Below are 26,980 nucleotides of genomic sequence, written 5' to 3'. Positions count from 1 at the left end.
CAATAGTATATTATAGTCGTCGTGCCCCGTAATATTTACAGTAATAACTAGACATGAGATTAGGACTAGCCAAAAACGAAATGATTTCATTGCCTATACCTCCAAACCAATATTGTAACAACTTATTAACAGGGTACTCACATTTGCCCATTACATTCTAAAAGAGAAGCCGCAAGACAATTAACAGCATCTGGCCGTAGCGGCTTCTTGGGATTCTTTTTCTTTACACTTTTTTCACTGGGCGTAACACTGAGTAGCCGTATCCCTCCGGGAAATGTCGCTGATAATCCTGCTTCGTTTCCTCGTCCCATTCATACCCCATGCTGGCAGGGTCAAAGTTCCAAGCCTTGTCCTCCACCAGTCTCATAACGTCTCCATTATTTTTTAAATAATTGAAGGGCGGGTGAAAAAAACCAGGTAATTTAGCGATTTCTGCCGAGTGATAACCTGAATAATAATAAATCCAGCTGAAAATCAGTGAAAAAAATATAATTCTTAAAATAGCTGCAGCCGTTTTATTCTTTGTAATCAACATTCGCGCAAACCTCCCATAATCCATGCAATAAGTAGGATGACATGAGAAAAGAATCTGACTAATCCATTATTTCATTTGTAATGAAATATGTATGATTGGTTATTTAACCTGTATATGTATATTGTATGACGTATGATTGGATGATGAAAGTAACTTTCGCACAAAAAGCCTACCTGCCTGAACAACGGCAGATAGGCTTTTATAAAATAAACGTCCACTATACTTCGTGTCTATACGCAGCCTGTGCCTCTACATTGCAATTGCACCGACGACATATCCCTATTGTTAGTTATCTCTACGCTGACGGGCGCGGGCTTCGCCACCTTTGCGGCCTGCTTCTTCCCTGCTCATTTTCCCGTCGCTGTCACTTTGGTCTGAATTGCCACGGGCCTCACCGCCCTTGCGTCCAATTTCCTGATAGAAGTCCTTGCCATGATTTCTAGAAGTGGCTTCGCCACCTTTTTCGCCAATCTCCTGATAAAATTCTTTGTCGTGATTTTTAGCAGTAGCTTCTCCACCTAAACGTCCTGCCTCTTCGCGACTCATTTTGCCATTTTGGTTGTTGCTAGCCATGTTCAATCACTCCTCATCGAATTTTAGTAAAGCGTGTTCGTGTATCTATTAACCTTCGTGTCAGAAATTAAACATGTCCATTTTATTTTGCGAAATGGTAAATAACTGGGTATATTCCCTTCTATCCGCGTTCCCAGGACTCTGTGCGTAGTTGTTGCTGACGGGTAAATAATGTTGGATAAATGAACAGGCTGAGTAGTACGCTGGTCAAAATGGCAGAGGTCATGGTGGTAAATACGATCAGCAGTTGCAAACGGACGGCGGCAATCGGATTGGCGCCTGCAATGATTTGTCCGGTCATCATGCCGGGAAGCTGGACAAGCCCCAGCGTTTTCTGTCCCTCAATGGTTGGAATCATACTGGAACGTATGCAATCCTTGAGTATAGGGAAGATGGCTTGTCTCGGTGTGCCCCCTAGCGCCAGAATGAGCATGATTTCAGGTTTGCGCAGCAGGACTTCCGACTTGAGCCGGGACACCAGCAGGCTGGACAAAATCATGGAGCTGCCAATGATCATGCCGCTAATCGGAATCATATATCTCGCTGTCGCCGGAATGATATGCAAGCCAATCAGGAATGCCTGGGTAACGATTTCCACACATAGCAGCGTCAAAAATGTTTTCCACATGAGGCCGGGAATAAATCGTCCTTTGCGTGCAACATTTTGGGAGGCTACGGTGATCATGAGCAGAATGAACAATGCGATAAATCCGTAGCTCTGCATTCCGAAAATCAAATGTAATACATATCCGATGGCCAGCAGTTGAACCGATGCTCTGATCGTGGCGATGATCATGTCCCGGTCCAGACCCAGTTTGAAGGATTTGGACATGACGATGGCAATAAATACAAAACCGAGTGAAAGAATCAGGGCAACAATCGTCATATCCATTCTCCTGCTATAAACTTCCGGGTTTCACTTTGCTGAGGTGCATGGAAAAAGGTCTCGGTATCCGCTTGCTCTACCAATCTTCCGTCGATCATCAGCCATGTTTCGTGGCCTACCCTGCGGGCTTGTTCCATATGATGCGTAATCCAGATCATCGTCGTTCCCTCTTCTTTGTTCATTTGAAGCAGCAGTTCCTCAACTTCTTTGACCGAGGCGGGGTCCAGTGCGGAAGTAATCTCATCCAGCAGTAAAATATCCGGGCGGTTTGCGAGCGTCCGGGCCAAGGCCAAGCGCTGCCTTTGACCACCGGATAGCTCCTGCGCCTTCTGTTCCAGTAGGTCGCGGGTGAGTCCTACGCGTTCCAACAGGCCAGCCGGATCATCCAGTACCGTACCGTGCAGTCGTTCTACGGTTTGGAGATTGTACAGGACAGTTCCCTGAAGCATGGGGGCATCCTGAAAAACCAATGCTACTTTCCGTCTCAGTTCAGGGATCTCCCACTCGGATATAGGCTTGCCGAGGACGCTGATTTCCCCTTTATCCGCTGTCAGTAAGAGATTGCACAGTGAAAGCAACGTGCTTTTACCAGACCCGGACGGGCCGACCAGCGTGGTGATTTTGCCGGGAGAAAGTTTTGCCGTAATTCCGTTCAGGACAGCACGTTGCTGTCCTGACCCGGTGAAATATTTGGTGATGTGATTGAATTCAATGGCTGGAAGTGGCTTGGATTCCATAGATATAGCTAGCTCCTTTGTAGGGGATAGAGAAAGGTATCGGACCCGCTCTATGATCTTATTTCGTTTATTATATCAGTAATGGCCGCCATGCTCTTCTTCTAAAAGACTCGGTGTATGGCAGTTGTTGCAAAACGGCATTGTCTTTGTATAGACTAACAGGATTAGTTAAAATAGAAATAGGGTTTAGTGTATATATGTATACGTAATTGCCTTACATACGAATTCGATGAAAGGAGAGATGATGATGTCATCCAGAAATGGAGTGAAGCTGCAAGATATCCTACAGGCCGCTGAGGACATGGCCAATGAACGGGGGATGGGGGAGGTTACGCTCACCACACTGGCGCAAAAGCTGCACATTCGCCCTCCGTCCTTGTACAACCATGTGGACGGATTGAACGGATTGCGTCAAGTACTGGCATTACACAGTCTCGAGCAGTTGGAGGAAGCTTTGACAAGTGCGGCGGTTGGTAGAGCGGGCGATGATGCACTGACTGCTATGGGGAAAGCGTACATGCGGTATGCTCGCGAGCGACCCGGTTTGTATGAAGCGATGCTGTATGCAACCGACCGCAAGGATACTGAATTGAGGGGAGCTGCGGATCGCGTGGCAGAGCTTGTCATTTCCGTCCTATCCAGTGGCTACGGCTTCAAGGAAGAGGATTGCATTCATGCAGCAAGGGGGTTCCGTAGTTTTTTGCATGGATTTGCCTCGCTTGAACAGAAGGGCGGCTTTGGTTTACCTGTGGAATTGGATCGGAGCATTGAAGTGATGATGGACACCTTTTTGGCAGGTCTGCGCGTGCAGCAGAAGCGAGATGCGAAGCTTTCAGAAAAAACCTGAGTTCAACCTGATATAGCCCACATGATTGCGTCCTTTACCCGAGGGGTAAAATACTGCTGTACAATAATGGAGATGAGACTGCGAATTCAGGAGGGATATGAGTGAACGTACTGGTGATTGGCGCAAATGGAAAAGTAGGCAGACATCTCATTCGCCTACTGGGGCAACATGAATCACATCGCGTAAAGGCGTTGATCCGCAATCCGGATCAGGCCGAAGCGCTTGAACGTTTGGGAGCAGAAACGGTGATAGCTGACCTTGAAGGGACGGTTGGCGAAATTGCAGTAGCTATTAAAGGCAGCGATGCTATCGTATTCACGGCAGGTTCCGGTGGGGAAACAGGTGCGGATAAAACGCTGCTCATCGACCTTGATGGAGCAGTCAAGGCGATGGAAGCCGCCGAGCAAGCGGGTATCCAGCGCTTCATTATGGTCAGCGCCCTACATGCGGAGAATCGGGAGCAATGGCCCGAATCCATTAAGCCGTATTATGTGGCGAAGTATTATGCAGACCGTCTGCTGGAAGCGAGCAATCTGGATTATACCATCCTTCGTCCGGGTGGGCTGACAGATGATACTGGTACCGGCAAGGTTGCTACCGGTGATGATCTCACCAGCCATACCATTCCCCGTGAGGATGTGGCCGCGACGGTAGTAGCTGTACTGGATGAACGGCAGACGTATCACCGTGCGATTGATTTGGTGTCAGGCAGTACGCCTATTGCTGAGGCAATCCGGTAGGGCTGATGAATTGAAAGGTATGTGCATAACATGGATAGAGGCAGACCCAGAGGTATGATTCCGGGTCTGCTTTTTTCTTTTTTTTGTAATCCTCTCCTTTAGCTCCATGTAAAAAAACAAATTTCGAATGAATATGTGCGAAAAGATTTGATTAAAACTAATTATATTATTTATAATACTAATATAATTAGTTTTTGATCAAAACAAGGAGATGAGATAAATGCGTATCGTTCAGGTACAACATGTGTATCAATTGACGTTTATGCCCCGGTTCTTCCCGGTGAACTGTTATTTGGTGGAGGAGAAAGAGGGACTCACCCTGATAGATGCCGGATTGCCGTACAGTACCCATGGTATTGAACGGGCTGCTGCGCGGATCGGGCAGCCGATTATCCGAATTGTCCTTACCCATGCCCATGGGGATCATGTGGGGGCATTGGATCGGTTGAAGGCAAGGTATCCGGACGCGAAATTATTTATTTCAAGGCGGGATGCTCGGCTGCTACAGGGCGATGTATCGTTGGAGACAGGGGAACCGGATACTCCTATTCGGGGCGACGTACCGAAGCATATCCTTACCCAGCCTGACATTTTACTGGAGGATGGGGATGACGTCGGTTCGCTGTTGGCGATCAGCGCACCGGGACATACGCCGGGCTCGATGGCATTTTTGGATACCCGTACCCGGGCGTTGATTGCAGGCGATGCCTTCCAGACCCGAGGCGGTGTTGCGGTGTCGGGAAGGCTCAAGCCGCTTTTTCCTTTTCCCGCCCTGGCTACCTGGAACAAGGAAATTTCGCTGGAAAGCGCCAAAAAGCTCGCGAATTTCAACCCGTCTTTATTGGCTGTCGGGCATGGCAACATGCTTGAGCAACCGCAGACCCAGCTTGAACGGGCAATTGTGGAGATGGAGCAGCACCTTAGGATAAGCCCTAAAAGATAGCAATGCTATAAGTAAATATAATTCTGTAAGTCCACACGGATACAAAAAAATATATAAATATATCTAGGATTTTACTATTTTTTTAAACACGTGCGGTATGCTTGAGTTGCCTGAGGGAGAAGCTGTCTTCTAGGGTTGATCAAACTTTGGAGTGTAATGGGGGTATTAGAATGGAATTAACTATGGATCATGTTACTAAAACCTATGGCTCTAAGCAAGCATTAAAAGATATGACTCTACATTTAAAACCAGGAGTATTGGGATTGCTTGGTCCTAATGGAGCAGGCAAATCGACACTTATGCGTATATTAGCTACGATTGAGAAGCCAAGCCAGGGAACTGTGAGTTGGAATAGTATAGACATCTCTAAGAATCCTGATGGCTTGAGGAGTGAATTAGGGTACTTACCCCAAGACTTTGGTGTATATCCCAATATGAACCCTGTGGAATTTTTAGAATATATAGCAGCTATGAAAGGCTTGACTATGAAGTCGGCTAAGAAACGGATTGATGAACTTTTGGAAGCACTCAATCTTTCCCATGCACGAAAGCGCTTGTTGGGTGGATTTTCAGGTGGGATGAAACAGCGAGTTGGGATTGCACAATCCTTGTTAAATGATCCTTCCCTTTTAATTGTCGATGAACCAACCGTTGGATTGGACCCTGAGGAACGGATAAATTTCAGAAATCTATTATCCTCTCAATCCTCAAATCGAATTGTCATTTTATCGACTCATATTGTGACGGATATCGAATCAATTGCCCCGAACATTGCGGTTATGTCCGAGGGGCGCCTCATTACCTACACTACACCGGAACAATTTATTCAAACGGTCGATCACAAGGTGTGGGATTATGTAATTCCCTCAACTAGCTTGCAGGAGGTACAGGCGAAATATACAGTCAGCAGTGCAATTCATCGACGCGATGGTGTGCACGTTCGTATCGTTTCGGACGTCCGCCCCGGCGAGAATGCAGTACCATTGCCGCCTTCACTAGAAGATGCTTATTTGTATTCCGTAGCTGCTTTAGGAGTGACATCATGAGAAGTAACTACTTGTATTTACTCAAAGGGAATATAATCCAAGAGATGAGAAGATACACGTTCCTGTTGATTATGGGGATCACCTTGTTCCTTGGATATGCCTTGATTCCTGCGGCGTCGGACGGATATGAGGTTTTCTATATCAAGGGTGTACGGGGTATTTATAATTCACACTGGCTAGGGGCAATGGTTGCGATGCTATCTACCATGCTATTATGGCTGTTTGGATTTTATATGCTAAGAAGTAAAATTTCTGAGGATCAGCGCCTGAAAATGGGTCAAATTATCGCGTCCACACCCATTCGTAATCTTCGGTATATATCGAGCAGGGCGTTATCCAATTTCTGCGTGCTTATGATCATTGAGCTGATACTAGTAGTAGCCTTTATGGGAATGCAGTTGCTTCGGGGAGAGGATTTGCACATTAACCTTGCAGCTTACTTGCTTCCTTTGCTATTTGTAAGTATTCCCTCTTTGTTACTTTTGTCAGCCTTTACAGTTCTATTTGATGTTTTTCCTGGGCTAAAGGGTGCAGTGGGGAATGTATTGTTTTTCGTCATTTGGATTTTTTTTAGTGTGATGTCTATTTCAAACTCCAGTAGTCTGTGGGATGTTTTTGGAATAAGTGCAATCCAAACGGGAATGACGAAGGAGGCAGCGGCTCATTTTGACTTTATTTCAGCAAACGAAATAGGAGGCAGCATCGGTTACTATCCTATTGAAGGGAGAACTCCTACTTTTGAGTGGAGTGGGGTAGATTGGAATGGTCACTTGCTAACTTCGCGTTTGATTTGGGTACTCGCGGCAATGGTTATCATTTTGCTTTCTTCTCAGCTGTTTAATCGATTTGCAGCAGCCAAAACAGCTTTTTCCGTCAAGCTTCCTGCTCATGACATGAAGAATAAAGTGGTAGAACGGGAGGAACGCAAATCTTATCAGTTATCGCCTGTGAAAAGAGATAAGAGAGTACGCTTGTCCCGCTTAGTTAGGGCAGAGTTTCGCATTATGATCAAGGGAATGTCTATCTGGTGGTATCTGCTGGTGTTGGGTTCGATGGTAGCGAGTTTGTTGGTACCATTAGATCAGATCAAAAGTTGGTTGCCTGTTCTTATGCTGTGGCCTCTTGCAATATGGTCTCAGATGGGAAACAGAGAGTTTTATTATTCCACGAATGAGCTATTGTTATCCAGTTGCCCACGTCTGTATAAGTTTTTCTCTGTCTGGATCGCGGGTATTTTAGTGACATTGCTCATCTCCTCGGGCGCTCTCATCCACTTTTTCTTGGAAGGAGAACTTACGTATATCTACTCATGGATAGTGGGTATGATTTTCGTTCCGACTTTGGCTTTGACGCTGGGGACAGTGACCCGATCGAGAAAGCTTTTCGAGGTATTGTATATGCTGTTGTGGTATCTGGGCCCAGTAAACGATCTTCCGTATTTGAACTTTTTGGGAGTTCCAACAGGATACGCTACTTTATATATTATGTTGACGTTTGTGCTTTTGGTGGTGGGGATTATGATACAACTTGTTCAGGAAGGGAAATTATTGGCTGGTTTTCGGAAGAATACCAAAATGAATCAGCCTACCAAAGGAGAATATCATGAGAAATTGGAGAAATAAAGGGGTAACCCTGTTGTGTGTCAGTATGCTGGCAGTGATTGTGGCGGGTTGTAATTCAGACTCTGAGGCAAAGAATGAAGTGAAGACGTTCAGTAGTAACAATATAAAGGAAATTTATGTTCAAACAGACAGTCAGAATATCGAGCTGAGCCAGTCGAGTAATGAACAGATTGAAGTTCGATCAACGGATAAGGGCTTAACAGCAGTGGATGAGGGAGGGGCACTTAAGGTGAATGCCCCAGGATCTTCAAGCATATTTAATCCTAAAACGACTACTGTGTACGTAGCTTTACCTAACCAGCTCTATGAGAAGGTAAATTTAACAACAAAGTCCGGAAAAATCACGGGGAAAGATAGTAAATCAAAAGAATTGAATGTATCTGGAGATTCTGGTTCTATTGATATTAATGGATTCGAAGGAGAAAAAATTGTAACTCATATGTCGGCAGGCGATATTAATTTGGTAGGGATTAACGGCGGGATGGAGGTAAGTGCAGATACCGGTAGCATTAATATTTCTCATCAGGGAGAGATCGGACAGGATAGCAGTGTCCGGACCAATAGCGGGAAAATTGAGGTAAAGCTTGATCCTGCTCCATCGTCACTACGTATTAATGCCGTCACGAACTCTGGTAAAATTGAGTCTTCCTTGAAGTCGTCTTCTAATCCATCCGGCTCCGATACAGAATTACATGCTCAAATTGGTAAGGTAACAGATGGAAGTCCCGTACTTTCTCTTGAAACTTCTTCTGGAACCATTGTGATTAAATAATAGCTTAATAAAGAACAAAATATACTGACAAGCGCTGATTAGGAATCAGCGCTTGTTTCATTGATATAGGGTAAAGTGATATAAACTGTAGTACCTTTTGAAAGCTGGCTATCCATGGTGATCGATCCATTGTGTGCAAGAATGAGCTGTTTTGCAATGGCCATGCCGAGTCCGGTACCAAATTCGGGTGCATGCGTAGTAGAACCGCGATAATATTTTGTGAATACATTTTTGATCATTTCTGGCTCCATGCCTACACCGTTGTCAACGATCATTAGCTCTAGCGTGGATTTATTTTTACAGGCTAATGTTAGCTGGATCTTAGTACCCGCCGGATTATGAATTACTGCGTTCATTAATAGATTTTGTAAAGCCCTATATAGTAGGCGTTCATCATATCTTGTAATAATATCCTTTTCTTCCGTGTGAAAACTTATCATATACTCAGCAGAATTCGGGTTATTGCGTATATCAGTAATTAGATTTTCTATGAAAGATATCAGGTTTCCGCTTTTGAGCTGAATGGGGATCTGAAATGCTACATTTTCAATTTGTAAAGAGAGATTAAGATCCTGAATTAACCTCTCTAGGTGCAGACTTTTATTATGAACTTCAAGTAAAAAGGATTGTTGCTCTTCTGCACTCCAAGTATATTCATCATTCATCAGCAAAGTAGTGTAGCCAGTAATGTAGGTAAGCGGAGTTTTGAGGTCATGTGATATTCCAGCAATCCAGTCCCGCTTGGATTCCTCCATATTTTTCCGTTCCAATTCTGCTTGTTGGAGACTATCCGATAGAATGTGTATATTATCAATGACTTCTTTATACAGACGATAAGGCCGTCTGAGCTTTTGTTTCTGGGTGTATACTTTATTCTTTCTAGTAATCGGAGCTTCGTATTTTCCTTTTGTTAAATTATCAATCCATGACATGATAAACCATAACGGGCCCCCGAAATACCAACTGAAAACTACGCTACACATCATGATATTAATCACAAAGGTGAGTAATACAAATAAATCATAGTTCGTGTTATCGGTTGTGATTCCTAGAGCAGGTAAAATCATTTCTGTTGTTAGGATGGTCATGAACGCCATGCTCAATATCCAAGCCAGAAAACCCAAAATAAAGTGAATGCTATAACGAAGCTTAACTTTCATAGTCGATCCCTTCATTGTGGGGGGATAAACTTGTACCCAATCCCCTTTAGATTAATGATAATTTCGGGTGATTTCGGATTGATTTCAAGTTTTTTTCTTATTTTTGAAATATGCATGGCTACTGTCTTTTCCTCACCGTAATGAGGTTCCCCTCCCCATACCAGTTCATAGATTTGTGAAGTGGAGTAAATCCGGTTCGGATTTCTTAAAAAGAAACGAAGGAGATCCAACTCCTTAGCCGTACATTCAATTTTTTGATCGTCAAATATAAGCATGGCATCTGACGGCTTAAGCGTAAGCCGCCCTACCTGGACTTCCTGATTTTCCTGTGTAGCGTACGACGGAGTTTGGTATAATTTTTGTCTCCTGAACAGAGCCTCAATCCGAGCTACGACCTCTAATGGATTGAATGGTTTTGTAATATAGTCATCCCCGCCTACACTTAACCCCGTCAATTTATCGAAATCACTCGAACTTGCCGAGATAAATATAATCGGAGCATTGGTGTGGCTTCTTACCAAATTACATAGCTCAAAACCACTCATATCAGGCAGCATAACATCCAGTATGATTAAATCGTAATTATTTTTCCGAACCATTTCCAACGTTTGTTTTGCGTTTATACAGCGACTTATATGGGTGTAACGCTCCTTTTTTAGGGTTACTTCCAACAAAGTCAGAATACCTATTTCATCGTCCACTAAAAGTATCTTTTCGTTTTTCAACAAGGGAAGAATTCCTTTCTACAAATTATGCATTTCGAATCGGCCGAAACAGGAACATCATCATGAAACAAAATACGAATACGATGACTCCGAAGGACATTAGTATTTGAGAGATCTGCAGACCTTTATTAAGAAAAATAGAAATCAGGGCTTGTGATAAAGGTACGAGTCCTGTCGTTGCTGTAGTAACAAGACTTAAAACCCTCCCGATTTTATCCTGAGGGGTTCTTTCCTGAAGCAAAGTGACAAAAAAAGTATTACTAAAAGAGATAACGAACCCGATTATGCCTAATAATAATAGGGTTTGCAAAAAGTGCACGCTGATCCCTAATAATAAAATAGCAAGTCCGCATAGAGCAAGACTTAGAAGAGAGATCAGTGCTCTTCGTTTTTGAATCTTTGACACTGCAATAAGAACTCCACCGGCAATCATGCCTACAGTTACAGACATTTCTAGGTAACTCAGTGTTAATGCGCTTCCGTGCAAGACAGAATTTACAAGTAATGGAATAGCCATGGATAGTGGGCCTGTCAGAAAGAAACCAGCGACGATTAAGACAATGATAATGGCTTTAATGAACGCATCCTCTTTTATGAAATGGATTCCTTCCTTCCATTCCTTAACAAGATGTAAAGATTCAGAAGAGGAGTGCTGGGTTTTACGCATGTATTTACTGACAAAGAGTGAAGAAAACGCTCCACAAATTAGAATTACCGCAATACTGCCAAACAGATGATGATAAGAGCCATAGGTAAGGATAACCCCCCCAATTAACGGCCCCGCCAAACTGAAAAATTGCTGAATGATTTGAGATAGCGAGTTAGCTTGAGCCAGATGATTCTCTGAGACGATCGCAGGAATGAGTGAGGATGAAGCCGGCCAATAGAAGGCTTCTAAAATCCCGAATAATATAGCAAAGGTGACAACAACGGAGAAGCTTAAGATATTCGATAGAAAACAAAACACCATAACAATTAACAGTAATCCCCGAAATATATCGGATAGGAACATAATATATGTTTTCTTGTAGCGGTCTGCCAGAATTCCTGTAAAGGGCATTAATACTAAACGTGGGATGGCTGTGGCCATCAGTACGATGCCCAGACTATTACCCGCTGTGAGGTGGTTTACGACATACCAAGATTCTGCTAAAAGGTAAATTGAAATCCCAGAACTGTTGAATGTGATGGAAAGAAGGACGAGAAGAAATGAGACATTTTTGAACAATGAAGATTTATTTTCTTGTGGTTGCTTGGACATTTCCGCATAAGTTCCCATGTAATATCCCCTTAAGCTTATTTATTGGCAGCAGTGTGTATGATACTTTTTAGTTGCCCTAGATGCTCATGTGTGTGGAGAATTAAAGAGTTTATAATTTTAAATTGATGGTCGTGGGGTCCTCCTCCCTTCCTCCGTATTCTTAAATCCATCTTACCCTAATTGCATATTCTTGAGGTTTGTGTTGAAATACGCATAAATTGACATAATACCGTGGTGCAAAGTGGATATAACTACTTAATTTACTTTGTTATTGGAATAACATAGCAAATTATACCTTAAAAACAAAAGATATTACATATACAAATTATTAAAACTTGGGTTGACAAAATACATCATCAAGAGTAAGTTGTTAATGTAATTATACAAAAAATTGAATTTATAGATTTATAGACTTTTTTCGACAGATTTTCGACAAATTTTTCAATTCTCATAACTCGTAAAAGAGGGGGATTTTATGGATAATTTGATTCAACGATTATTACGACCGAAGGAAGCTACTGATGTTTTTAGGCAATATATGGATGGTTTTGACCATTATGTAGAAATTCTTAATCAGAAAATAGAAAGTATGAATGAGAATGAAAATACAAAAGAATTCATGGTTGAGCTTCTTCCGGAAGAGACGACGAAACTGGTTCAGCAGGGTGAAAATACGGCAACCACGTTAGCCACTCTTCTATATACGATTTGGGGAATTGTTCTACAAAAGTATACGAATTCAGAGGATATTGTTTTTGAAAGAAGCTTACATCAAGAAGGGGAGATAGGAACCCAAAGTATATTTCCTTTTCGAATGTGTAGTAAAGAAAACGAAACAATTTCGCAGTTATTGGAACGTATGAATGTGAATGAACGGAAACTGACACATCTATTTTTTTCACCGAATACTGTGTTTGAACAGACAAACGCGCCCCATTTTTTTATCTTTGAGCAGAATAAGTCCATTCAAGAGTATGAAGATAATTTTCACGTGATGCATAAAAAGGACTTGGGTGTATACGCCTCCTTAGAACAGAATCTAAAGATAAGGTTTGTGTTCAATCCAAATGTCTATACAGAAGAATTTGTAGAAAGTATGGCTTTACAGTATAAGCGGATTTTGTTTCTTGTATTATCCAGTCCTGAGACGCTGGTGAGTGATGTGAGCATGATTAGTTCGGAAGAGAAAAATTATGTACTGGGAGTCAACGGAAGTCGTGTAGATTTCCCGCGAAATCAAAGCATCATTGATTTGTTCAGAGAACAGGCACAAAGAAATCCTTACCACACAGCGCTTATCTTTGAGACAGGAACCCTGAGTTATCAGGAACTTGATTTCAAATCAGATGCAGTAGCGCACTATTTATGCAGTCAAAGTATTGGACCAGGGGATCGCATAGCACTGATGAACGACAGAACCCCTTTTATGATTATAAGTATTTTAGGAGCGTTGAAATCAGGTGCTACCTATGTACCCATTGATCCAGCCTATCCTGAGGAGCGTATAGCTTATATGCTTTCAGATAGCCAGGCTGCCTTAATGTTGGTAGAGGAACAATATGAAAGTATAGCAGTAAATTATAATGTAACCGTAAGCATTGTTAATAAAATCCTTCAAAATGACGACACTGTCTACTCGAGCGAACTCCCACCACAAGATCCGCATCATGAGGCATATATTATCTACACTTCTGGTTCAACAGGCAAGCCCAAAGGGATACTGACGACGCACACTAATATTATTAAAACAGTTGTAAATTGCGGCTACATAGAATTAACTGCGGAAGATAAGCTATTACAACTCTCCAATTATGTATTTGATGGTTCGACATTTGATATTTTTGGTGCGCTCTTAAATGGAGCACAACTGGTGCTCGTTCCCAAAGAGACTCTCTTAGACCCTACTCAACTTTCAGCTCTCATTCAAAGGGAGCAAATCACCGTAACCTTTATGACAACCGCATTATTCAATTTGTTAGTGGATATTGATATAAACAGCCTAAGGTCTCTGCGCAAAATTTTATTTGGTGGAGAGATGTCCTCGGTAAGACATGTACAGCGGGCTTTTGAGGTGCTTGGAGCAGATCGAATTATTCATGTTTACGGGCCTACGGAAACAACTGTGTTTGCAACCTATTACCCTGTAACATCGGATATTATGAAACTGGATTTTGTTCCTATTGGACGGCCTATTTACAATACGAGTGTGTATATCTTGAACAAAGATGATCAGTTCCAGCCGATTGGGGTTCCAGGAGAATTGTATATAGGTGGTGAGGGGCTGGTCAGAGGTTATTTGAATAGACAAGAACTCACAGAAGCGGCATTTGTGAAACACCCTCTTCTCGATGGAGAACGCGTGTACAAATCCGGCGATTTGGTCCGTTGGACTAGAGATGGGCAAATCGAATTTTTGGGTCGATTGGACAATCAGGTCAAAATTAGAGGACATCGTATTGAGCTGGAGGAGATTGAGAAGTCTATAGCTCAACATCCTCAAATTAATCAGGTAATTGTATTGCCGCTAACAGATAATGAAGGCCACTATACAGATTTGTGTGCATATTATATATCTCAAAACAGAGAGGAAATCACGACTCTCAAAGAGTATCTTTCATCTGAGCTTCCTGCTTATATGGTTCCATCCCAATATATTGCTATGAATGAATTTCCATTAACTCCTAATGGGAAAATTGATAAAAAGTCATTTCCTTTACCAGTGCCCTCGACGCGGACAAACTATGAGGCTCCATCAAGTGAAACGGAAGCAAAGCTGGTAACAATGTGGAGTGGGATTTTTCAAAATGCGAGCATCGGGATTCATGATAATTTTTTTGATCTGGGTGGACAGTCTCTCAATGCGATGATGCTTATTTCGCAAGTGAAAAAAGAGTGGGGGATTTCAGTATCTATACGGAAATTTTTTGAACATCCTACGATTAAACAATTGGCTCTATATATTCAAACGGCTTATCAAGATCTTTCGCATTCACAGATTACTTTGAAGTCTTGTGAAGAAAGAGAGTATTATCCGGTATCAGCGGCTCAAAGAGCTATTTATACCATTCAACAATTGGATGAACAGGGCTGCGGATATAACATCACTTCTGTCCACTATATTCAGGGGAAGGTAGACCATCAACGTTTGGAGCAAGTTATTAATTCCTTGATCCAGAGACATGAAAGTCTTCGTACTACTTTTCATTATGTGGATGGACAGCTCGTTCAGAAGGTGCATCCTGAAGCCAGAATCCGACTGGAGAATTGCAGTATTAACCATCTGGAGGAAATTTATGATCGTATTCGATCTTATATCCAACCCTTTAATTTGGAAAAGGCTCCATTATTTCGAGCATTTCTGCTAGAAAGCGGGCCCGAGCAATATATATTCATTATGGATACGCATCATATTGTTATGGATGGTATGTCCATGAATCTGTTTTATAAAGAACTATCTGAATTGTATCAGGGGGGAATACTACCTCTCAATCTCTATCAATTCAAGGATTATTCTGTATGGGAAGATCAAGTTATCCAAACGGCCGAGTATGCTGATAAAGCTGAATTTTGGCAACAGAAGTTCTCAGATGAACTTCCGGTATTAAATTTACCGACCGATTGTCCACGTCCTCCTAAGCAAGATTTTGAGGGAAGTCGAAGTTATTTTGAAATGGATCATGACTTGATAACTGATATTAAAAGAATAACAGAACAGAGTGGCACGACTACCTTTATGGTTTTATTGGCAGCTTATCATGTACTCCTGTCAAAATGGAGCGGACAGGATGATATTATTGTTGGAACAGCTGTCGCAAACCGTAATCATGTTGAACTGAATAATGCCGTAGGCATGTTTGTAAACACGGTGGCTCTTCGAAATATATCTAATGGGCATCAGACCTTTTTGGAGTTGCTGTTAACGATAAAAGAGACAACACTACAGGCATTTGAACATGCGGATTATCCATTCGAAAAAGTAGTTCAGAACTTAAAGCAGAAACGGGACGCCAGTCGAAATCCACTATTCGATACCATGCTCATTATGCAGAATATGGATCACCACGAATTAATTATAGAGGGTGCAGTCGTTGAACCGCTCAATGTGGCCGGTAACCAATCGAGATTTGATCTGTCCTGGGAATTTTATGGAAGAGAACATTTAAGCTTTTCCATTGAATACAGCACGGCCTTGTTTCAAAGTGAAAGCATTGCCAGAATGGCGGAGCAGTTTATTTTTATACTGAAACAAATTGCTAGCTCACCTGAGGTTCAACTGCTGGATTTGGAGATACTGCCGGCGAGTCAGAAACAGCTTGTACTAGGTGATTTCAATGACACTTTTCAGCCCTATCCTGAGCATAAGGCCGTTCATCAATTATTTGAGGAAATAGCAGCATCCAGACATAACCATACTGCGATCGTTTGTGGTGAACAGCATGTCACTTATCTGGAACTCAATCAATGGGCAAACTCACTGGCTCAGACATTACGTTTTGAACTTGGAGTAAAACGTGAGCAATTTGTAGGTATTATGATGGATAGGTCTATTGAGATGGTTGTCGCAGTATTGGCCGTACTTAAAGCAGGAGGGGCTTATATGCCGATTGATCCAACCTATCCTGCCGAGCGGATACAATATATGTTGAAAGATAGCAGAGCCCAATGGCTATTAACTCATTTGGACGTCCAGGTACCTACTGATTATTCGGGAGAAGTTCTGAATGTGGAGCTATCAGATTACGAAACAAAAACGGGCATGGATAACCTGCTAAATATAAATACAGCTTATGACTTGGCTTATATGATTTACACATCCGGATCTACTGGAAATCCGAAAGGGGTCATGATCGAGCATCAGGGATTAAGTAACTTTTTATTGGCAGCTCCTACATTGGGCATTCATGAAGATTCAAGAGTTTTACAATTTGCTCCTTTTAGTTTTGATGGATCAGTCGCTGAAATCTTTCAGACCCTTCTCTCCGGCGCTACATTATATGTGGAGAAAAAGGAGAACATTATTTCAGATCTTGTGCATATGCTTCGGGAAAAGAAAATTACAGCAGCTATTCTCCCACCGAGCATGCTGAGAGCAGTAGAATACAAAAGCTTACCTCATTTGAAAACGATAACAACGGTAGGAGAAGCTTGTAGTAAAGAGCTTGTAGAGACATGGGGAGAAGGCAGAAATTTCATTAATGGATACGGCCCAACGGAAGCGACGATCGGATCCACTCTCGGTGCCATCACCAAACATACGGACAAAATTACAATAGGAAAGCCTATACCCAATAAAAAAATATATATTTTGAATCCTAATATGCAGTTGCAACCGATCGGGGTCTCTGGAGAAATTTACATTGGAGGGGCAGGAATCGCAAGGGGATATTGGAATAAGCCGGACCTTACCAAGGAGAAATTTGTTGATAATCCATTTGGAGAAGGTCGAATATATAAATCGGGAGATTTAGGGCGGTGGTTGCCGGATGGTACTATTGAATTTATGGGTCGAATAGATCATCAGGTTAAAATTAATGGTCATCGTATCGAAATGGAAGAGATTACAGAGACGCTTTTAAAGCATCCGAGTGTCCTAGAAGCGATTGTTATTGATCGACAGGAAGAGCGGCACACTAAATTAGCTGCTTATGTCGTACTGAAAGATGACAATATCCGTGAAGAGTTAAGGACATATTTAAGTGCGCGGCTGCCTCAATATATGATTCCTAACTATATTGTTGCACTATCTTCACTACCTTTGACGCCGAACCTGAAGATAGACAGAAAAGCTTTGCCGGATCCTACTTTTGATATTTCAGAGGCTTCAACCTACGTTGCGCCCTCTAATGAAATAGAAGCCCTTCTGGTATCCATCTGGCAAGAGATTCTTAAAGTTGATCGTATAGGTGTGCTGGATCATTTTATCAAATTGGGTGGAGATTCAATCAAGGGTATTCAAATTGCGGCTCAATTAAGTAAACACCGCTATAAATTGGATTTAAAAAGGCTTTATGAGTATCCGAGCATTTTAGAATTAGCCCCATACGTACATCCTATCCGTAAGGAGTCGGAACAACAGGCTATTACAGGGAAGGTGCCACTAACACCGATCCAAAGCTGGTTTTATGAACAGGGATTTCCTGAAGAGCAGCACTGGAACCAGTCTATCCTTCTTCCAGCGGATACGATATGGGATGAAGAACGGGTTGAAAGGTCCTTAATGAAGCTGATTGAGCACCATGATGCGCTGCGTATGAAATTTATTAAGGAACGAGATCAAGTTATTCAAATGAATCAAGGGTTGGATCATAAGAGTTTTGAATTCCATGTCTTCCATTGGCAAACGAAGGTGGACTGGGAAGATAGCATTAAGAAGGAAACGATTAGACTGCAAAAAAGTATGAATCTTTCTGAAGGTATCTTAATGCAAGCAGGACTTTTTAAAACACCTGAAAACGAATACTTGTTTATAGCTGTTCATCATCTGGTGATTGATGGGGTCTCCTGGCGTATTTTCCTAGAGGATTTTAACCAGGTATATACACAGCTTGAAAATAATCCTGACGCCCCCCTTCCTGCAAAAACGGATTCGTTTAAGGAGTGGAGCCATGCATTACAGGAATATGCGAATACACAACAATTCCAGAATGAGCTTGGTTTCTGGAAAAAACAGGATGAGCTTATGCGGCAACAGCTCCCTAAGAACCGGAAAAGTGCCATTAGATGCACGATGCAGGATAGCAAGGTAATTTCAGTCATGTTTCCGACTCAAACAACACAGCATCTATTGACACAGGTTCACCGTGCATTCAACACGGAAGTTAATGATATTTTGCTGAGTGCTCTTGTATTGGCCGTAACTCAATGCACATCAAACTCAACGATACCCGTGGCCTTAGAAGGCCATGGAAGAGAATATATCCACAGGGAAATTAACATTAATAGAACACTGGGATGGTTTACATCCATCTATCCAGTTATCTTCAGATTGGACAATCTGGAGATAGGGGAAGTCATTAAAGCGGTCAAAAATACACTGCGAAGCATCCCTAATAAAGGCATGGGCTATGGAATTATGAAGCATATACATGCTGACACAGCAACTTATTCGGCGAGTCCATCCCCGGGAATCAGCTTTAACTATTTAGGTGTATTTGATACGGGAGCTTTATTACAGGGATTGGGTCAATCCTCCATTTCTATCGGAGAATCAATAAGTCCACTTACACCGATGACAGCAGAGTTAGAGATTAATGGGGCTGTTAGTCAAGAGAACTTACTGTTGGAATTTCGATATGATCCTAACTTATATACTAATCAGGCGATGGATAGGCTCGTCGAGACATTTCAAGCGAGTTTGGACGGCATTATTCAGTATTGCATGGAGAAAAAGGAGCAGGTACTAACATCAAGCGATTTTAGTGCCAAAGGAATCAATCAAGAGGACCTGGATTTATTCCTGGACTCCTTAAACTAAAACAGGTATCGAGGTGCTGGCAATGATAGATAAGAAGAATATTAAAGATATGTATGAGCTATCTCCTCTGCAGAAAGGTATTCTGTATCACTATCTACAAGATTCCAAATCAAGTGCCTATTTTGAGCAAATGGTTTTATCTATTACGGGCTCAGTTGATATTCCTGTCTTGGAAAAGAGTATAAATGCATTGATCCAGAAGTATGACATTCTAAGAACAGCCTTTATACACAGTTCGTTCAATACACCCATTCAGCTCGTCTTGAAGGAACGCTCCACCACATTAACCTTCATGGATTTATCACATATGGAGAAATCAGAACAACAGCTTTATATGGAGAAATTTAAACTTGAGGATCGAGAAAACGGTTTTGATCTTCAGTCGGATGTTCTGATCCGATTTGCCCTATTCCAATTAAATGAACGGGAATACCAGCTTATCTGGAGTCATCATCATATTTTAATGGATGGATGGTGTATTGAGCTTGTACTAAAAGATTTGCTGCGTTTTTATCATGAATCCTTGAGTGGTAACCCGATTTATGTTGATCATGCATTTCCATATAGTAGCTATATTAAGTGGCTACAACAACAGAATTACGAACAGCCTCTGGCATACTGGGAAAATTATTTGCGAGATTATGATGAATATGTTTCTCTGCCTGGCGATAAAGCAGAAATTTCGACGCAGTATCAAGCAGGGACCAGTATATTTGAGATGAGCGAGCAAGCAACAGCTCTATTGTCGGAGATCGCAAAACAGAATCAGGTCACACTCAGTACAGCATTTCAAACGTTGTGGGGAATTCTGTTGCAAAAGTACAATAATACCGACGATGTAGTATTCGGAGCGGTTGTATCAGGCAGATCTGCGGACGTTGAGCATATCGAAAGTATTGTAGGTTTGTTTATTAATACAGTCCCAGTACGAATAAGTAGTCAACAGGGGCAAAGTATTGCAGATATGATGCGGAATGTACAGCAGCATGCTGTACATTCCGAGAAGTACAGCTATGTATCGTTGTCAGAGCTTGCGGAGCATTCGGGACACCGAAGCAATATCATTGATCATGTGGTTGTGTTTGAAAACTACCCGTTGGATATGAAACTATTAAATATGCAAGCAGGCCTACCCTTCGAAATAACAAATATGGAGGCTTTCGAACAGACTAATTATAATCTGGATGTTACGGTCTATCCGGGAGAACGCATGAAGGTTGTTATTACGTATAACACCTATTTGTATAGTGAGTCCTTTATTAGCAGAATCAGTAGCCATTTTCATAATATGATTTTTCAACTTGCTCAAGATCCGTTTATGAATGCGAGTCAATTGGATATCATTTCAGATGCTGAGCGAAGGAAGATTTTGGAGCAATTTAATAACACACGTCGGGATTTTGTAAAACATAAAACGATTCAGGAGCTGTTTGAGGAGCAGGTAGGACGCTATCCGCATACGGAAGCAGTTGTATACGGAGATACCTCCCTATCGTATTACGAATTAAACCTCAAGGTAAACCAGGTCGCCGAACGTTTAAGGGAGTTGGGAGTTCGACGTAATGAATTTGTCGCCGTCATGACAGACCGTTCTATAGAGATGATTATAGCCATTTTGGCTGTTATCAAGGCAGGTGCTGCCTATCTACCGATCGACCATTCCTATCCCGAAGAACGAATAGAACATATGTTGAGAGATAGCGGGGCAGCATATTTAATTCGTGACAGAAATACATCTGCCCACTCCCATTTTTGGGGACATACCCTATGGATCGACGACCCTTTGATGTTCAAGGGGAATGGAGAGAACATAGAGAACGTGAACCGAGCGGAAGATCTGGTGTATATGATTTACACATCGGGATCTACAGGTAAGCCTAAGGGAGTCATGATAGACCATCAGGCTCTGCATAATTATAGTCTGGTCGCTGATATTTATCATATCAAGCACGGGGAGCGTGTTTTACAAACCGCTTCTCTTAGCTTTGATGCGTCAGTCGGAGAGATTTTTTTAACGCTGCTGCATGGGGCGACCTTAATTGTTGTAGATAAAGATTTTATGCTATCAGGCGAACCATTCATGCATTACGTAAGAGATCAAAAAGTTTCGTCTATACAGTTTGTACCCTCTATGCTGAAGATACTTCCTTATATGGAATTACCAGATTTGAAACTGATCTCCACAGGAGGAGAACAGGTGGAGGCAAGTGTCGTCGAGATGTGGGGAAAAGGCAGAGTCTTTTTGAATGCTTACGGCCCCACGGAGACGACTGTTGATGCGACACATGCTGTATTCGAGGGTCCTCCCGAAACGATCCATATTGGCAAGCCTATTTACAATAAGCTGGCTTATATCGTGAATAAAGATGGCAAGCTACAGCCCGTTGGAATAGCAGGGGAGTTGTGCATTGGCGGAGAGGGACTTGCTAGAGGGTATTGGCAGCAAGAGGAGCTCACTGTGGAGAGATTCACGCCCAATCCGTTCAGACCAGGGGAAAAAATGTATCGAACTGGTGATCTGGCCCGATTTTTAGAGGATGGAAGTATTCAATATTTAGGTCGAATGGACAAGCAGGCCAAAATAAGAGGCTACCGAATTGAGTTAGGTGAAATTGAAGCTGTATTACGCGAGCAGCCCTATATAAAAGATGCTGTGGTTATCATTTACGGTGCAGAGATGGGACAGCAGGAGTTGTGTGCCTATATCGTAACGAATCAGCGGGATATTCGACAAGATGAGCTTAGAGCGGCTTTGAAAAGGAAATTGCCGGAGTATATGATACCTTCCCATTTTACAGTTATCCAGTCCATCCCGCTGACACCTAGCGGAAAAATAGATAAGAAGCAGTTACCTGATCCTGTAACAATTGATGCGTACTCGGGAGAGATTACGATCAACCCGACGGAGGAGGCATTGCTTCAAATATGGAAGGAAGTTTTGGGTAGAACGAATATTGGTGTAACCGACCATTTCTTTGCGATAGGAGGACATTCTTTAAAAGCCCTGATGCTGCTATCGCGAATCCAGAAGTCACTAAAAATCAAGGTCTCTTTACAAACGATTATGACCTATCCCACGATTCGGGAACTGGTTAAGCATCTGATGAAGGCTAAAATGACTGCAGCTTACCCCGCTATGGTTCCAGTGCCGAAAGCGGAGTATTATGCGGTATCTTCGGCCCAAAAAAGATTGTACTCAGTTCAACAATTAGATGGTATAGGGACCAGCTATCACATTCCCTTTATTTTTGAGCTGGAAGGAAATTTAGACGCAGCCCGATTAAGAGAGGTAATTGGGCGCCTGGTAAATCGGCATGAAGCCTTACGCACATCTTTTCATTTAATCGGAAGTGAGCTTAAACAAAAGGTTCATGAACAGGTGGATTTTCGAGTTGAGTATATGGAGTCGACCACCGAAGAAGCGACATTGTGGATGCAGCAATTTATGAAGCCATTCAAGCTGGATGAAGCGCCTCTGATTCGCGTCAAGCTTATCAAGCTGAATACGCAGCGTCACTTTTTACTTATGGATATTAATCATATTGTCTTCGATGGTTTGTCTGCCGAAATTCTGCTTGATGAGATGATGAGATTATATCGGGGTGAAAGTCTTCCCGAGCTGCGTATTCAATATAAAGATTATGCGGTATGGCAACAGCAACTGGCAGAGCATGATGAAATGAAAAAACAAGAGAAGTATTGGTTAGACCAGATGCAAGGGGATTTACCTACCCTTGATATCCCTGCTGATTATCCGCGTCCCTCTGTGCAACAATTTGAAGGGAATATTTATGATATTCAAGTAGAACCGCATGTAACGGAAAAATTAAAAGAATTTGCGAAACGGTATAATGTCTCTGTATATACGGTTCTTCTTACGGTATACAACGTACTTTTGGCTAAATATACGGGGGCAGAGGATATTGTTGTAGGAACCAATACAGCAGGCCGTTCCCATTTTGATGTAGAACCTGTGGTCGGTATGTTTGCAAGCACGTTGGCAATTCGTAGTTTCCCTGCCCCGTCGATCACGTTCAAGCAATTCTTAATGAATGTGAAGCAAACTGTTTTTGCAGCTATGGAAAATCAGGATTATCCGCTGGAAAAGCTGCTGGAACGGCTTAACATCCGCCGGGATATAAGTAGAAATCCACTGTTCGATACAATGTTCGTATTTGAGAACCCGGATACTCAGATCAGCCAAGATGCAGAGATCCATTTTTCAGCACTTCCTATGAAATGGAATCATTCCAAGGTGGACTTGACCTGGTACATCCAGGAGGTGAACTCGACGGATATACAGGTTTTTGTTGAATATAGTACGCAATTGTTTGAACAAAATACCATTGAACGCATGTCAACTCACTTTATGCATCTTTTAGATCAACTTTTAGACCATCCCGATCATGTGTTGGGCGATATGGAACTGATTACGAAAGCAGAGAAGCATAAGATATTATCAGAGTTCAATGACACGGCGGTCGTATATCCTTCATTTAGGCCAGTACATCGTATTTTCGAAGAGCAGGCTGAAAAAAGCCCGAATAGCACGGCCTTAATTTATGATGGTCAGTACATGAATTACGCGGAGCTAAACGAACGTGCTAATCAACTGGCACGGCACCTGCAAAGAAACGGAATTACCCGAAATAGTGTAGTCGGCATCATGACAGAACGCTCCTTTGAGATGATGATTGGCATTATGGCTATCCTCAAATCAGGCGCTGCTTATATGCCTATTTCACAGGATTTTCCGAGTCATCGCATAAAGTACATGGTTGAAAACAGTGGAACGAGCCTATTACTGACCACACAGGATCTAAAAGACCATTTGGAAGGTATGGATGTTCAGCGTGTATATCTCGATAATTCCGAAATATACTGCGGTGATAAAAGCAATTTGGTTTCTGTAAATGAAGAGCATGACCTTGCTTATATTATTTATACTTCAGGCTCAACAGGCCAGCCGAAGGGGGTCATGATTGAACACGGTACATTATTGAACCGCATTAGTTGGATGGTCAAGCAATATAATATTCAGGAACATGATGTATTTTTGCAAAAAACTCCGTATGTATTTGATGTATCTGTGTGGGAACTGTTGATGTGGTTCTTTACCGGTGCCCATTTATGTATTCTGAAACCGGAAGAAGAAAAATCACCACAAAGAATGATAGATGTTATCCAGCAATATGGCATTACAAGCATTCACTTTGTTCCTTCTATGTTTAATAGCTTTTTAGACTTTGTGGAGATTCCTTCCTATGCTCAACAGATTTTAAGTCTTAAAAGAATATTCACAAGCGGTGAGGCTTTATTGCCCAATCATGTGTCCAGATTCCAGAGGTTAGGCCTTTCTACAGGCTTATACAATTTATACGGACCTACGGAAGCCACGGTCGATGTTTCCTTTTATGATTGTCCTCCGCAGGATGAGCTTAGAACTGTTCCAATTGGCAAACCTATTGACAACGTTATGCTATACATCATCAATCAGGAGAATCAGCTCCAACCGATTGGTGTTCCAGGGGAACTATGCATTTCGGGAACGTGTCTAGCCAGAGGATATATTAATCGTGATGATCTAACTGCTCAAAAGTTCGTAGATAACCCATTTTCATCTAATCAAAAGATGTACAAAACGGGAGATCTCGCTCGTTGGTTACCTGATGGAAATATTGAGTATCTTGGCAGAATAGATAATCAGGTTAAGATCAGGGGCTATCGCATTGAACTAGATGAAATTACAGGTAGATTGTTGGATTACAGTCTAGTTAAAGAGGGAACTGTTGTTACCAAGTATGATCACATGAATATGCCTTATTTGTGTGCTTATTACGTATCAGAGACTCAGCTAGATAAAGCGGAAATCAAACAGTTTTTAGCAGAACGGCTCCCGGACTATATGATTCCGTCTCATTTTGTACAATTGGAAAAACTCCCTTTGAATCATAACGGAAAATTAAATTCCAAGGCTTTGCCTGAGCCTAATATATCTGCAGCGAGCATCTACCTAGCTCCAGAAAGCGAACAGGAAATGCTGTTGGCCAATTTATGGTCCGATGTTCTACAGGTTGAAGAGATCGGAGTAACAGATAACTTTTTCGAACTGGGTGGGGATTCTATTAAGGCCATTACGTTTGTGGCTAATCTTAGCAAGCATAACTGGAAGGTCGAGGTGTCGACGTTTTTAAAACATCCATCTATACGGGAAATCATGCCTTATCTTCAGGAGAAAACGATCAAAATCAGCCAGCAGCCTGTAGTGGGAGAGGCGGGCCTAACACCGATCCAGCATTGGTTCTTTGAGCAGAAGCTGTCTGATATAAATCACTGGAATCAATCTGCACTTCTGTATCGTCCACAGGGTTGGAACGGTCATGAAATTCGAATGGCAATGGATCGTATCGTCCAGCACCATGACTCGCTACGAATCGTTTTTGCTGCAAATACCGAAGGGTATTATCAGATGAACCGTACCATGTCGTCGGGAATTTACGAGCTTGATACTTTTGAGATACATGATGATGCTCAGATAGAACCCTTTATCCAGCAACAGGGAGAGATCCTTCACCGATCGCTCCATATTGAAAAGGGACCGTTAGTTCGTCTAGGACAATTTAAGACGGGGCACGGGGATTATCTCTTGTTTGTTGTGCATCATTTGCTAATTGATGGAGTATCCTGGCGAATCTTGTTCGAGGATTTCTCGACCGCGTATGAGCAAGCAGTGGGTGGAATGGACATAGCTTTGCCGGAGAAAACAACTTCCTATCTGGAATGGAGCCGACAGCTAGTTCATTACGCACAAAGCCAGACACTTCTTCAGGAAATTCCGTATTGGACAAGAATACAACAGGCGCCAGTCGTTTTAATTCCGGACAAACACCCCTCTTCACTGGATAGTGGAACGCCTGGTGAAATCACGATCAAGCTGGATGAAAAAGTATCGGAGCAATTAATTACGACGGTTCTTAGGGCTTATCGGACCGAAATAAACGATATTTTATTGGCTGCACTGGCCCTCACCATTAGAAGATGGTCAGATCATTCAGATGTTGTCGTCAGTCTGGAAGGTCATGGACGTGAAGAAATCATGGATCACTTGGATATATCCAGAACGATAGGGTGGTTTACCAGTATGTATCCAGTGCTGTTCCAGCTTTCGAAAAATGATATATCTGATGTGATTAAAACCGTCAAAGAGACTTTGAGGAAGGTTCCTCAAAAAGGGATTGGCTACGGTATCTTGAAGTACCTTACCCCGGATTCGTTAAAGAATGATTTTGTCTCTGTACCTCAGCCTCAAATTTTGTTTAATTATCTTGGCCAAATAGATACCCATGGGACCCAAGAGTTTACGATGTCCACTTATGCAACAGGTCGGGCATATAGTGAATCGCTGGATGGAGCTCGGCATATTGAAATAAACGGGATGTTTTTTGAAGGACAGATGCAGTTTATTTTAAGTTATCAAGCGGATGTATTTTCACACTCCACAATGGAGGCATTCGGCGGAGACTTCCTTCACAATCTTAAGGACATTGTACGGCATTGCTCGGAACAGGAGATCGTTGAACATACGCCTAGTGATTTTACAGTTGAGGATTTAAGCATGGAGGAGCTTGATGATATTTTCGATGCTCTAAAATAAAGCTT

The 26,980-nt window shown here is 42.2% G+C and carries 14 protein-coding genes and 1 pseudogene; 8 read left to right on the top strand and 7 right to left on the bottom strand.

What is annotated here, in order from left to right:
- Nucleotides 1-223 precede the first annotated feature (223 nt).
- The 4 genes and pseudogenes from AC6EJC_RS00850 to AC6EJC_RS00835 all read right to left on the bottom strand — a co-directional run.
- A pseudogene (locus AC6EJC_RS00850) lies at nt 224-412 on the bottom strand (AraC family transcriptional regulator); the annotation flags it as partial.
- A 408-nt stretch (nt 413-820) separates the two neighbouring features.
- Nucleotides 821-1,108, bottom strand: coding sequence for a KGG domain-containing protein (locus AC6EJC_RS00845; protein WP_444952306.1), 288 nt, complete (start codon nt 1,106-1,108; stop codon nt 821-823).
- Nucleotides 1,109-1,229: 121 nt separating this feature from the next.
- Nucleotides 1,230-1,994 (bottom strand): ABC transporter permease, encoded by a 765-nt coding sequence (locus tag AC6EJC_RS00840; RefSeq protein WP_444952305.1) that lies wholly within the window; start codon nt 1,992-1,994, stop codon nt 1,230-1,232.
- Entirely contained in the window at nt 1,991-2,731 is a 741-nt protein-coding gene (locus AC6EJC_RS00835) for an ABC transporter ATP-binding protein (protein ID WP_444952304.1), read from the bottom strand. Before AC6EJC_RS00835 ends, AC6EJC_RS00840 begins: the two co-directional genes overlap by 4 nt.
- 247 nt (nt 2,732-2,978) lie before the next feature.
- Here AC6EJC_RS00835 and AC6EJC_RS00830 point away from each other — a divergent pair, with 247 nt between their 5' ends.
- The 6 genes from AC6EJC_RS00830 (at nt 2,979) to AC6EJC_RS00805 (ending at nt 8,701) form a co-directional block, all read left to right on the top strand.
- Nucleotides 2,979-3,578 carry a TetR/AcrR family transcriptional regulator gene (locus AC6EJC_RS00830; RefSeq protein ID WP_444952303.1) on the top strand — a complete coding sequence of 200 codons (600 nt, stop codon included), beginning with the start codon at nt 2,979-2,981 and terminating at the stop codon, nt 3,576-3,578.
- A 101-nt stretch (nt 3,579-3,679) separates the two neighbouring features.
- Nucleotides 3,680-4,318, top strand: a complete 639-nt coding sequence (locus AC6EJC_RS00825; protein ID WP_444952302.1) for an SDR family oxidoreductase — start codon at nt 3,680-3,682, stop codon at nt 4,316-4,318.
- A gap of 220 nt (nt 4,319-4,538) precedes the next feature.
- Nucleotides 4,539-5,261 carry an MBL fold metallo-hydrolase gene (locus AC6EJC_RS00820; RefSeq protein WP_444952301.1) on the top strand — a complete coding sequence of 241 codons (723 nt, stop codon included), beginning with the start codon at nt 4,539-4,541 and terminating at the stop codon, nt 5,259-5,261.
- 170 nt (nt 5,262-5,431) lie between these two features.
- Entirely contained in the window at nt 5,432-6,307 is an 876-nt protein-coding gene (locus tag AC6EJC_RS00815) for an ABC transporter ATP-binding protein (RefSeq protein WP_444952300.1), read from the top strand.
- Complete coding sequence (locus AC6EJC_RS00810; RefSeq protein ID WP_444952299.1) at nt 6,304-7,929, top strand: hypothetical protein; 1,626 nt, start codon at nt 6,304-6,306, stop codon at nt 7,927-7,929. The genes AC6EJC_RS00815 and AC6EJC_RS00810 overlap by 4 nt, the downstream gene beginning before the upstream one ends.
- Nucleotides 7,910-8,701 carry a DUF4097 family beta strand repeat-containing protein gene (locus tag AC6EJC_RS00805; RefSeq protein WP_444952298.1) on the top strand — a complete coding sequence of 264 codons (792 nt, stop codon included), beginning with the start codon at nt 7,910-7,912 and terminating at the stop codon, nt 8,699-8,701. Before AC6EJC_RS00810 ends, AC6EJC_RS00805 begins: the two co-directional genes overlap by 20 nt.
- 38 nt (nt 8,702-8,739) lie before the next feature.
- On the opposite strand, the gene AC6EJC_RS00800 is transcribed toward AC6EJC_RS00805, so the two are convergent.
- From AC6EJC_RS00800 to AC6EJC_RS00790, 3 genes are read right to left on the bottom strand one after another with little or no spacing between them, the layout of a single operon-like run.
- Entirely contained in the window at nt 8,740-9,861 is a 1,122-nt protein-coding gene (locus AC6EJC_RS00800) for a sensor histidine kinase (protein WP_444952297.1), read from the bottom strand.
- Nucleotides 9,862-9,872: 11 nt separating this feature from the next.
- On the bottom strand, nt 9,873-10,586 hold the full coding sequence (locus AC6EJC_RS00795; RefSeq protein WP_444952508.1) for a response regulator transcription factor: 714 nt from the start codon (nt 10,584-10,586) through the stop codon (nt 9,873-9,875).
- A gap of 25 nt (nt 10,587-10,611) precedes the next feature.
- Nucleotides 10,612-11,865, bottom strand: a complete 1,254-nt coding sequence (locus AC6EJC_RS00790) for an MFS transporter (RefSeq protein WP_444952296.1) — start codon at nt 11,863-11,865, stop codon at nt 10,612-10,614.
- Nucleotides 11,866-12,322: 457 nt separating this feature from the next.
- Between AC6EJC_RS00790 and AC6EJC_RS00785 the strand changes: the two genes are divergently transcribed.
- Nucleotides 12,323-19,321, top strand: a complete 6,999-nt coding sequence (locus tag AC6EJC_RS00785) for a non-ribosomal peptide synthetase (RefSeq protein ID WP_444952295.1) — start codon at nt 12,323-12,325, stop codon at nt 19,319-19,321.
- Between the two features lie 22 nt (nt 19,322-19,343).
- On the top strand, nt 19,344-26,975 hold the full coding sequence (locus AC6EJC_RS00780; RefSeq protein WP_444952294.1) for a non-ribosomal peptide synthetase: 7,632 nt from the start codon (nt 19,344-19,346) through the stop codon (nt 26,973-26,975).
- The last annotated feature ends 5 nt before the right edge of the window (nt 26,976-26,980 follow it).

It is taken from the genome of Paenibacillus sp. TY11 (assembly GCF_059772165.1).
The sequence above is the reverse complement of the archived record's forward strand: the minus strand, read 5'-3'. Positions and strand labels throughout refer to the sequence as shown.

What these genes read in the sequence shown, in the direction of transcription:
- AC6EJC_RS00845 (WP_444952306.1), bottom strand. Translation starts at nt 1,108, where the DNA reads ATGGCTAGCAACAACCAAAATGGCAAAATGAGTCGCGAAGAGGCAGGA.
- AC6EJC_RS00840 (WP_444952305.1), bottom strand. Translation starts at nt 1,994, where the DNA reads ATGACGATTGTTGCCCTGATTCTTTCACTCGGTTTTGTATTTATTGCC.
- AC6EJC_RS00835 (WP_444952304.1), bottom strand. Translation starts at nt 2,731, where the DNA reads ATGGAATCCAAGCCACTTCCAGCCATTGAATTCAATCACATCACCAAA.
- AC6EJC_RS00830 (WP_444952303.1), top strand. Translation starts at nt 2,979, where the DNA reads ATGTCATCCAGAAATGGAGTGAAGCTGCAAGATATCCTACAGGCCGCT.
- AC6EJC_RS00820 (WP_444952301.1), top strand. Translation starts at nt 4,539, where the DNA reads ATGCGTATCGTTCAGGTACAACATGTGTATCAATTGACGTTTATGCCC.
- AC6EJC_RS00815 (WP_444952300.1), top strand. Translation starts at nt 5,432, where the DNA reads ATGGAATTAACTATGGATCATGTTACTAAAACCTATGGCTCTAAGCAA.
- AC6EJC_RS00810 (WP_444952299.1), top strand. Translation starts at nt 6,304, where the DNA reads ATGAGAAGTAACTACTTGTATTTACTCAAAGGGAATATAATCCAAGAG.
- AC6EJC_RS00805 (WP_444952298.1), top strand. Translation starts at nt 7,910, where the DNA reads ATGAGAAATTGGAGAAATAAAGGGGTAACCCTGTTGTGTGTCAGTATG.
- AC6EJC_RS00800 (WP_444952297.1), bottom strand. Translation starts at nt 9,861, where the DNA reads ATGAAAGTTAAGCTTCGTTATAGCATTCACTTTATTTTGGGTTTTCTG.
- AC6EJC_RS00790 (WP_444952296.1), bottom strand. Translation starts at nt 11,865, where the DNA reads ATGGGAACTTATGCGGAAATGTCCAAGCAACCACAAGAAAATAAATCT.
- AC6EJC_RS00785 (WP_444952295.1), top strand. Translation starts at nt 12,323, where the DNA reads ATGGATAATTTGATTCAACGATTATTACGACCGAAGGAAGCTACTGAT.
- AC6EJC_RS00780 (WP_444952294.1), top strand. Translation starts at nt 19,344, where the DNA reads ATGATAGATAAGAAGAATATTAAAGATATGTATGAGCTATCTCCTCTG.